We start from the raw sequence: 9,508 nt of genomic DNA, 5'->3' as shown, positions 1-9,508 counted from the left end.
TCCAGAACGCTGGGCCATGCGGCAGACGCTGGTGTGCAGCGCGCGGTAAGTGATGTGCTGCGCGGCCTCATCGGGATCATCGGGTTCAAAGATGATCGCAGTCTGGTCGCCGCGGCTCTCCAGATGGCGGTCGATGCAATTGGCCGCGACATTCAACGTGCCATCGGCAAACCAGTTGATCGAGACATTGCCGGGCGCAAAACTGACGTCTTTGACCTGGGTAAACGGTTTGATCCAATCCACCCGCTTCGCCTGCTCCCCCCAGAACCCCTCGGGGTCCGTGAGCGAGGCGGTGTAGAGCTTTTGGTATGTATCGGCATCAACATGTGCATATTCAACAATGTCTTGCGCAGGTGCAAATGTTGTTCCCGGTGCAATTGTCATTTTCGAGGTCCTCCCTGACCCTTAATTCATGCGACGGATGGACCTTCCCTAAAGGGGGTCAACATCACGGACAGCGTCGCATTCGCGTGCAGCTTAAATGGAGCATCTTTGTGATGGAACTGCAATTAAAGTCGTACATTTTTGCGGGATAGCGACCGCGGTTCATGTCTCAAACGCGGGATTTCAAAACCCAGGCACACAGACGGTCGACGCTGGCGTGCAAGATCATGGTGAATATCGCCAGCACAAGAAGGGCCGCAAACATCAGATCAATCTTGGCCCGGCCATTTGCAAGAAGCATCAAGTATCCAAGCCCTTTGGACGCGCCGACCCATTCGCCGATGATGGCCCCGATAGGCGCATAGACGGCGGCCAAGCGGAGGCCCGAGGCAAATCCCGGCAGGGCGGCGGGGATGCGGATCTGGCGCATCACCTGCCATTTGCCAGCCCCCATAACATGTGCCAGCCCAAGCCAGCCCGACGGCGTGCGCATCAAAGCGTCGAAAAAGGCCGAGGTCACCGGAAAGAAGATGATCAACAGGGCCATGGCGACTTTGGACAGCAACCCATAGCCCAGCCAAAGCGTCAACAGCGGCGCCAGTGCAAAGACCGGAATGGTCTGTGAGAACACCAGCAGAGGCCGGACCAGAACCTGTGCAATTGGCGAGCTTGCCAACCAAATGGCGGTCATCCCGCCGATCATAGCACCCAGAACCAGACCGGTGAGGACTTCGATTATTGTGATCACCGCGTGTTCAGCCAACAGCGCGCGGCTTTTCCACAAGGTCTCTGCGACCAGCGCGGGGCCGGGCAGGATGAACCTGGGCAGATCAAACCCAACAACAAGGCCTTGCCACAGGGCAAGACCCAGCAGGATCGACAGGACAACGCGCGCGACGCGTATCATGCCGCAGCTCTTGCAACCGGAAATCCGGCCCAGGCGGCGTCAAAAAAGTCGCGCTCCAATGTGACGGCTTTGGTGAAGGTCTCGGTGACTTTTGCGCGGGCGCTGTCTGGCAGAGTCTCCCAAACACTGTCCAACTGGCCGCGCAGATAGTCGACAACGCCGGAAAAACCGGGACCTGCATGCAGGGTGATCCATTCGCCGAACCAGAAGGGCAGATCGTCTGCCTTGTCTTCCATCGTGCTGGCCCAGCTGAGATAGCTCCATTCGGCCACAACCAGAACCGCGAGCATTTCCTCATATTGGCCAGACAGCCGGGCATTGCGCATCAAGGTGATAAACGCCGTGGTCTCGGGCGCGTGTTCTGCGGCTTCGGGCACGCCAAGCGCGCTGAGGCTGCGTTGGAAATAGGTGTTCTCTGGCCCTGTAATAACGGCCAGGAACTGCGCGGCGGGCACCGCGTCGGCCAGGCTTGGTGCGTTGGAAATGGCGGCGGCCAACAGGCGCACGAACTCTTCGACAAACAGATAGTCCTGCTGCAGGTAGCCGCGCATTTTATCCAGGTCGAGCGTGCCAGCCCCCAGCGAGCCGGTAAAGGCATGGGCGGTTGCGGCCTGCCAATCGGCAATGCAGTTCTGTTTCAGCTGTTCGGTTGCGCGCATGTCGTATCCTGTCGCAAAAAGTTCAAAAGTTCGCCCTGTAGAGCCAAAACATCCCCATCGTCCACCGGCCGTGGCGTCGACGCTGGCGGGGTGTCGATATGGGTCAAGCCGATTGGGGACATCACAATAATCCGGTGGCCAAGGCGCGCGGCCTCGGCCGGGTCATGGGTCACATGTAACACGGTGCGCCCCTCCAGCATGGTCGCCGCCAGATCCTGCATGTCGGCGCGGGTGCGCGCATCCAGGGCCGAAAACGGCTCATCCAGCAGGACAACAGGCCGGTCCTCCATCAGGGTCCGCGCAAGCGCCACTCGTTGGCGTTGCCCGCCTGACAGTGCGGTTGGACGTTTGCTCAGATGCGCGCCCAGTCCCACGTCTGCCAGCAGGCGTTTTGCCCGCTCCAGATCACCTTTGTCTCCGCGCAGCCTGTCTCCCAACGCCACATTGCGGGGGAGGTCGAGCCAGGGTAGCAACAGGTCCTCTTGGGCCATCAGGGCGATCCGTCTGCCAAGCGGGGCTTTGTCGCCTGCGCCAAAAGATCCGTCGAAAGTGACACCATCAGCAAGACCCGCAAAGAGGTTCAAAATGGTGCTTTTGCCCACACCGGAGGCCCCCAACAGGCAGGTCCAGCGCCCCGCAGGAATGTTCAGATCCACCGGACCAAACAGCCGGGTCTGCCCAATCAGGGCACTTCCCTGCAGATATAGCTCCGGTGGGGTGGTCAAGGGTTCAGCCCCATGTCCCAAAATCCGACCTCAAGCCGGGTGGCCACGGTGAAGCGAGCGCAGAGTGCGGCCCAACGCGGACTGTTTTCAGGTGATGCGCCCAAACGGCGCGCGACCGCGCCATCCAACAGATCTGCAACCGCGTGGCAGACGCCTTGGTAGTCGTCGCCCGCATAGGTGTCGATCCAGTCTTGATAGGGCGTCTCAGTGGCCTCGGCTTTGAGCCGCGCGCCGATCTCACCATAGCCCATGACACAGGGTGCCAGAGCGGCCAAAAGATCCAGAAAGTCACCGGAATGGCCTGCATCCAACACGTAACGTGTGTAGGCGAGGTTTTCGGTACGCTCCTCGGCGCGGGCCAGATCGGCCTCTGAAATGCCAGCCTCGGCGCAGATGCCGATGTGGAGCTTCATTTCCTCATCGATCAGCGCATTCACCGTCCCGGCACACAGGCGCATCTCCTCGATCGTGTCGGCCTTGGTCACGGCAAGCGCCCAGGCACGCGAGAAGTGGATCAGGAAGATATAGTCCTGCACCAGATAATGCAGGAAGGCCGCGCGGGGCAGGGTGCCGTCGCGCATACCTTCGACAAAGGCGTGGCGGGTGTAGGCAGGCCAGGTCTCCCCAGCCGCCGCACGCCATTTGCCAAATGTTGAACCGTAGTCTGGCATCATTCGCCCAGATCCACCGCCAGATCGCCAACCGCCTTGATCTCGTCAATCAGGCCAGCCTCGTGCAGGAAGGCCTCAAAGCGCGCATAACGCCCTTCGTCCAGCGCTTCGGGGCGCAGGGCAAAACGGGGTAGGGTGTCGACCCAGGCTTTGGCGTTCAGCTCATCCTGCAGCTCGGTCGAGGTGGCGGCAAAGATCTCCCAGCTTTCTTCCGGGTGGTTGACGATATACTGGGTCGCCTTCTCGGTTGCGGCCATGAAACGGCGCAGCATGTCTTTGTCCATCAGGTCCGGATTGGTGACGTAGATCAGCTCGTCATAGGACGGCAGGCCTTCTTCTTCGACGTAGAAACAGCGCCCTTCGACCCCTTCGATCTCCATCTGGTTCAGTTCGAAGTTCCGATAGGCTCCGATCACCGCGTCCACCTGACCAGACATCAAAGACGGCGACAGAGACCAGTTCACATTGACCAGTTCCACGTCCTCGTAAGCAACGCCGTGGGTGCTCAGAACGGTGCCCAGCAGCGCCTCTTCGACGCCCGCCACGGAAAAGCCGATTTTCTTGCCTTTGAGGTCGGCGATTTCCTGAATGGGGCCGTCTTTGAGCACCAACAGGCAGTTCAGCGGCGTCGCAACCAGCGTGCCCACGCGTTTCAGCGGCAGACCTTCGGCCACTTGCAGGTGCAGTTGCGGCTGGTAGGAAATCGCCAACTCAGCCTTGCCTGCGGCGGCCAGTTTCGGGGGATCTGCGGGATCTGCCGGCGCGATGATTTCCACCTCAAGCTCCTGGTCCGCGAAATAGCCGTTCTCCTGCGCGATGATGATCGGGCCGTGGTCGGGGTTGATGAACCAGTCCAACAGTAGGGTCATCTTGTCGGTGGCAAAGGCGGGGCTGGCCACCATCAGGGCGAGGGCAGCGGTCAGGGTTGTTTTCATGGGGTTTCCTCCGAAGTCTGGCTTTGGTCTCCCAAAGCGATCATGGCAATGGGACCGGTGTGATGCAGGGCGAGATGTTCGGCTGCGGCCCAGGCGCGAAGGCCCGAGCGGCAGCACAAAAGAATGCGTTGGTTGGGAGCGGCGGCGGGTGGCGTTTGCGCGATCGCCGCGACACTCATCCGCTGCGCGTTTGGATGCGGCAGGGGGCCTTCTTCAGGCGCGCGCAGATCGACAACCAGATCATCCGTGGTGATATCTGCGGCGGCAACAAATGCCGGGCGATGTGAAGGCTCCGGCGCCGTGTCAAAGCGGAAGCCGCCAAAGCGGAAATCGCGCGCATCAAAGGTCACCAGCTGGCCCAGCGGGCTTGGCTGGTGGCCAGTCAAAACGGCAATCGCCATCTGCGCCTGCAGGGTCGCTATCACCCCAACCACAGGACCCAAGACGCCCAAGGTCGCACAGGTGCCGGCCGCACGCGGTAGATCTGGGAAGAGCGCGCGCAGACTGGGGGCGTCGCCGCAAAACCCGCCGACATATCCGTCCATGCCCACCACAGATGCGCTGATCAGCGGCAGGTTCAGCGCCTGACACATATCTGACGCGACATAGCTGGCGGCAAAACTGTCGGCGCAGTCCAGCACCAGATCCATGCCAGAGCAAAGCGCGGTCGCGTTGTCCGGGGCAAATCCGGTGACATGCGCGGTGACGCGGCAGTCCGGGTTTAGGGCACGCAGATGGTTTGCGCAGGCCTCAGCTTTGGCGGTGCCAATGTCGCTTTCACGAAACAAGGTCTGGCGATGCAGGTTCGACAGCTCCACCGTGTCCGGATCAACAATGTGGATTTCGCCAACGCCCGCGCCCGCCAGATAAGGCAACAGCGGCGCTGCCAGCCCGCCCGCGCCGATCACCAGCACGCGGGCCTTGCGCAGGGCGTCTTGCCCGGCGGGGCCAAATTCAGGCACCGCGATTTGACGGGCGTAGCGGGTCATCCGCAGATCTCCAGCCATTGGCGCACGCGGGCTTCGGGATCTGCGTTCAGGGTAATGTCGGTCACGGCGGCAACCACATCAGCGCCAGCGGCAAAGGCCCCCGGCGCGCGTTCAACACTCATCCCGCCGATAGCGATCAACGGCGTGTCGCCAATGCGGGCCTTCCAATCTGTAAGCTTTTCGATACCTTGTTGGTGCCACTTCATCTTTTTCAGTATCGTGGGATAGACCGGCCCCAGCGCGACATAGTCGGGCTCGCAGGCCATCGCGCGGTTCAGCTCGGCCACATCATGGGTCGACAGGCCCAGTTTCAAGCCCGCCTCCTTGATCGCAGGGAGGTCGGCCACGTCCAGGTCTTCTTGGCCCAAATGCAGCCAGTCACACTCCAGATCGATCGCCAGTTTCCAAAAGTCGTTCACAACCATGATCGCGCCATGTTCACGGCACAGATCACGACCGGCGGCCAGTTGGGCGCGGACCTCATCGTCGGGCTGGTCCTTGATGCGCAATTGGACCAATTTGATCCCCAAAGGCACCAGCCGTTCCAGCCAGTCCACATGGTCAAAGATCGGGTAAAAACGCGGCAGGGTCATAGGAAGGCCTTTCCGATCAACGGGGTCGATGGAGCTGCCATATCGCGCGGCTCCATGGGATCCGCGTCATAGGCCATGCGGCCCGAAACAACCGCTTGTGCAAAGCCTTCCGCCATCAGGGCCGGATCGCCTGCTTTGGCCACGGCGGTGTTCAGCAAGACCGCGTCAAACCCCATCTCCATCGCCGCCGCTGCCTGGCTCGGCAGGCCAAGCCCCGCGTCAATGACCATGGAAATGTCTGGAAATTGCGCGCGAATGCTGCGCAGGCCGTAGATATTGGACAGCCCCAGACCAGAGCCAATGGGCGCCCCCCACGGCATCAGAACTTCGCAACCGGCCTGCAGCAGTTTCTCGCCAACGATCAGATCCTCGGTGGTGTAGGGGAAGACCTTAAACCCGTCCTCGGTCAGGATTTTTGCCGCCTCAACCAGGGCAAAGGGATCCGGCTGCAACGTGTCCATATGGCCGATGACTTCCAGCTTGATCCAATCGGTATCAAACAGCTCGCGCGCCATGTGGGCCGTGGTAACCGCCTCGCGCACCGAATGGCAGCCGGCAGTGTTGGGCAGAACCGCAACGCCAAGATCCTTGATCAGATCCCAAAAGGCATTGCCGGCCTTGTCGCTGCCCGCTTCACGTCGCACAGAGACGGTTGCGATGCCGGCGCCCGAGCGTTTGAACGCATCGGCCAAAATAGCGGGCGAGGGATACTGCGCCGTACCCAGCATCAACCGGGATGAGACTTCGGTTCCGTAAAACGTAGCCATTGTGTTTCCTTTTCAGCCGCCTTGGCGGGGGGCGACAATTTCCAGCCGGTCGCCTTGGGTCAATTCGGTCGTTGCGCGCAAGGATGCGGGCACGAAATCCTCGTTCACAGCGGTGGCCACTTTGACATCGCCATAGCCCATTTCGACCAATGCATCCGCAAGCGTTGTGGCCGCGACCGTTGTCGCGTCACCATTCACCGTGATCTTCATCCATCATCTCCGGTTTGAGGTCGTCGCAGATCAGATCTGCAACCTGGCGCGCCATTGCAGGCGCAAGGAGGTATCCGTGGCGGAACATGCCGTTGACAAAAATCCGCTGCCCGCGTCTGCGGATGCGGGGCAAATTGTCGGGAAAGGCCGGACGCGCATCGACTCCGATCTCCAAAATCTCGGCCTCTCCAAAGGCCGGGTGCAGGGCAAAGGCCGCTGTCAGCAGTTCCAAAGTCGAGCGCACGGTCGGGCGCGTGCGTTCACCGCTTTCGATCTGGGTGGCACCCAGCATGAAGACACCATCACCGCGCGGCACCACATAGAGCGGAAATCGCGGGTGCAGCAGACGTACGGGACGGTGAAGTTTTACCTCGTTGCTGCGCAGGATCACCATCTCACCTTTGACGCCGCGCAGGTCTTTCAATGTGTCCTGCGCCGCAAGTCCCCGGCAGTCGATGATACGTCCGCTCGTGGGCTGATCCTTGGTGAACTCCACATCCCGCGCCACCAGCCCGTCCCACAATTCCGCAAGGGCGGCGCGCGGGGTGATATGGGCCTCGTCCTCAAACGCCAATGCTTCGCTGAAACGCCCGCCAAGGTCGGGTTCCATCTCTGCGATTGCATGTGCATCCAGCGCGCGGTGCCCATCGGTTCTGCGGGCAAATCGCGCCAATTCGCGTCGGTCACGCCCCAGAGCCACCACAAGTGATCCGTTGCGGATCACCCGCACCCCTTGGCGTTCCCACCAATCGGCCGCTTCCTGGCCCAGACGTACAACCGGTTCTTCGGCGCTTTCACCTTCGCAAAACGGGGCCAACATGCCGGCGGCCCACCAGGAACAGGCTTGGGGGCCGGGGACGTCGCCGTTTTCACAGATCCGCACTGGCACACCGCGTGCAGTCAACTCGGTCGCGACGCAAAGGCCGACAATGCCGCCGCCAAGTATGGTAATCGGATCGCTCACACCCAGACCTCGTGGAAATGGTGAACGGGTCCGTGGCCTGCGCCAATGTTCAAACGATCCGCCGCTTTGATGGCCGCATGAAGCCAGGTGTGGGCGCGATCAACGGCTTGGGGCAGGGGTTGTCCTTTGGCCAGTTCCGCCGCGATTGCGGACGACAGCGTGCATCCGGTGCCATGGGTGTTTGTGGTCTCAATTCGCGGTGCGCTGAACTCCAGCACGTTCCCTGCCGTGACCAACCGGTCGACACAGGTACTGCCCGTGGCATGGCCGCCCTTCATCAACACCGCCTGCGCGCCAATGTCACAAAGCGCGCGCCCCTGCGACAGGGCTGTCTCCTCATCTCCTGCCTCGGCCAAATCCAGCAGGCAGGCGGCTTCGGGCAGGTTCGGGGTCAATACTGTGGCGTGGGGCAAAAGATGCGTCTTCAAGGCGTCAATCGCATCATCCGCCAAGAGTTTATCGCCCGATTTGGCCACCATCACCGGATCCAGAACGATGGGTCCTGTGTAGCCTTCAAGGGCCGCCGCGACCTCTTTGATCACCGCGACGGTGGCGAGCATGCCGATCTTGATCGCGCGGATGTGTATATCACCCAAGACGGCCTCGAGCTGTGCTGCGACCATGCCCGGTGCCATCGCGTCGACCCGTGTCACTGTACAGGTATTTTGCGCCGTGATCGCTGTGATCGCGCTGCAGCCAAAAACGCCAAGCGCCGAGAATGTCTTGAGGTCGGCTTGAATGCCCGCACCGCCGCCACTGTCAGAGCCTGCGATGGTCAGTGCCGCAACCGTTTGGACACTGTTGTGCAAGGTGCCATTTCCCATGGACGCGCCTTTCTAGTCGTCATGATCGGCGCATTGGAGGGCGAAAGGCTGGATTGGCGGCGTTGCAAGGGCAAAGCGTGCTTCAGTCTCCGTTCCCTACGCCGGTATTGCCCGGATCAGGTTCGATGGGTTGGCTTACGCCTCTCAGCCACGGGCAACGTGGCACCCCAACGGATTTGCGGCTGACATTAGGGTAGATTTTATAGGTTTGGCAAGAGAAGAAGCGACATCACACGCTGGGCATCAGGGACGTCCCGTGCATTGCACCCACCCCGAACCTGTCGTTTAACAGGTAATGTGATAAACCCTGTCCACTGGAGGATTCGTTGCACAAATCGGGTGAGGGTCGGACGTCGCCTTTTCCCAGAGGGACTTACCCTACGGCCTCTGTGAAAGGTACGCCAAGGGCCGTGTATTGATTGAGGACGGCGATGCGGATTGGGATCTCCGCGACCTGCCTGTCGAAGTCCTTGGCCATCAGCGATTGACCGAGCAGTTTTATACAATGCATCTTGGTTTCGACACGGCTTCGGCGGTGGTATCCGCCGGAGCCGTCGCCACAGAGTGCGGCCTAGAAACCGCTGCGCATTGACGGCCTCGTTTCGGGCGGAGGCACCGGCGCTTGTGGGCTTCCATGGCTTGGCATTCTTGCGCGGTGGACTGACAGCATGGGCATTGCGGGCGGCAATCGCCTCGTGAAATTTTCGAGTGTCATACGCTCCGTCTGCTGTGACACTGCCGATGTTCTGATCGGGTGGAATTTGATCCAGAAATTCTGGCAGCTTCGGCGCATCACCAATATCGCAGGTGGTGACCTCGCCCCTCGGCAGATTTCTACGCAATCGCCTGTCGGGCAATGGGACGGCAAAGGGTGCTAAAA

12 protein-coding genes, 1 pseudogene and 1 riboswitch are annotated in these 9,508 nt (G+C 60.9%); all 13 genes and pseudogenes read right to left on the bottom strand.

The annotated features are described in order from the left end of the window. Positions 1–384: acetyl-coenzyme A synthetase N-terminal domain-containing protein (locus KMP13_RS15130; protein ID WP_285895554.1), on the bottom strand; the 384-nt coding region annotated here is incomplete at its 3' end. Positions 385–553: 169 nt separating this feature from the next. Next, positions 554–1,291 (bottom strand): ABC transporter permease, encoded by a 738-nt coding sequence (locus KMP13_RS15125; protein ID WP_215266823.1) that lies wholly within the window; start codon positions 1,289–1,291, stop codon positions 554–556. Continuing rightward, positions 1,288–1,950, bottom strand: a complete 663-nt coding sequence (locus tag KMP13_RS15120; RefSeq protein WP_215266822.1) for a TenA family protein — start codon at positions 1,948–1,950, stop codon at positions 1,288–1,290. Before KMP13_RS15120 ends, KMP13_RS15125 begins: the two co-directional genes overlap by 4 nt. Further along, positions 1,929–2,675: an ABC transporter ATP-binding protein gene (locus tag KMP13_RS15115; protein ID WP_215266821.1), complete on the bottom strand. Its 747-nt coding sequence runs from the start codon at positions 2,673–2,675 to the stop codon at positions 1,929–1,931. Before KMP13_RS15115 ends, KMP13_RS15120 begins: the two co-directional genes overlap by 22 nt. Then, positions 2,672–3,349: a thiaminase II gene (gene tenA, locus KMP13_RS15110; protein ID WP_215266820.1), complete on the bottom strand. Its 678-nt coding sequence runs from the start codon at positions 3,347–3,349 to the stop codon at positions 2,672–2,674. The genes KMP13_RS15115 and tenA overlap by 4 nt, the downstream gene beginning before the upstream one ends. After that, positions 3,346–4,281, bottom strand: coding sequence for an ABC transporter substrate-binding protein (locus KMP13_RS15105; RefSeq protein ID WP_215266819.1), 936 nt, complete (start codon positions 4,279–4,281; stop codon positions 3,346–3,348). Before KMP13_RS15105 ends, tenA begins: the two co-directional genes overlap by 4 nt. Next, positions 4,278–5,270 carry a HesA/MoeB/ThiF family protein gene (locus KMP13_RS15100; RefSeq protein WP_215266818.1) on the bottom strand — a complete coding sequence of 331 codons (993 nt, stop codon included), beginning with the start codon at positions 5,268–5,270 and terminating at the stop codon, positions 4,278–4,280. Before KMP13_RS15100 ends, KMP13_RS15105 begins: the two co-directional genes overlap by 4 nt. Then, a complete protein-coding gene (locus KMP13_RS15095) occupies positions 5,267–5,863 on the bottom strand; it encodes a thiamine phosphate synthase (protein WP_215266817.1) in 597 nt (198 codons plus the stop codon). The genes KMP13_RS15100 and KMP13_RS15095 overlap by 4 nt, the downstream gene beginning before the upstream one ends. Next, complete coding sequence (locus KMP13_RS15090) at positions 5,860–6,630, bottom strand: thiazole synthase (protein WP_215266816.1); 771 nt, start codon at positions 6,628–6,630, stop codon at positions 5,860–5,862. The genes KMP13_RS15095 and KMP13_RS15090 overlap by 4 nt, the downstream gene beginning before the upstream one ends. Positions 6,631–6,642: 12 nt before the next feature. Further along, positions 6,643–6,840 (bottom strand): sulfur carrier protein ThiS, encoded by a 198-nt coding sequence (thiS, locus tag KMP13_RS15085; protein WP_215266815.1) that lies wholly within the window; start codon positions 6,838–6,840, stop codon positions 6,643–6,645. Beyond that, positions 6,818–7,804 carry an FAD-dependent oxidoreductase gene (locus KMP13_RS15080; protein ID WP_215266814.1) on the bottom strand — a complete coding sequence of 329 codons (987 nt, stop codon included), beginning with the start codon at positions 7,802–7,804 and terminating at the stop codon, positions 6,818–6,820. Before KMP13_RS15080 ends, thiS begins: the two co-directional genes overlap by 23 nt. Next, complete coding sequence (thiD, locus tag KMP13_RS15075) at positions 7,801–8,628, bottom strand: bifunctional hydroxymethylpyrimidine kinase/phosphomethylpyrimidine kinase (protein ID WP_215266813.1); 828 nt, start codon at positions 8,626–8,628, stop codon at positions 7,801–7,803. The genes KMP13_RS15080 and thiD overlap by 4 nt, the downstream gene beginning before the upstream one ends. 76 nt (positions 8,629–8,704) lie before the next feature. Then, a riboswitch (TPP riboswitch) is annotated at positions 8,705–8,808 on the bottom strand. A gap of 193 nt (positions 8,809–9,001) precedes the next feature. Continuing rightward, positions 9,002–9,508 (bottom strand): annotated as a pseudogene (locus KMP13_RS15070) (IS5 family transposase); the annotation flags it as partial.

The sequence above is a fragment of the Epibacterium ulvae genome (assembly GCF_018678075.1).
GTDB classification, from domain to species: domain Bacteria; phylum Pseudomonadota; class Alphaproteobacteria; order Rhodobacterales; family Rhodobacteraceae; genus Epibacterium; species Epibacterium ulvae_A.
Note: the sequence above shows the minus strand (reverse complement) of the source record. Positions and strands in the feature narration are given on the sequence as shown.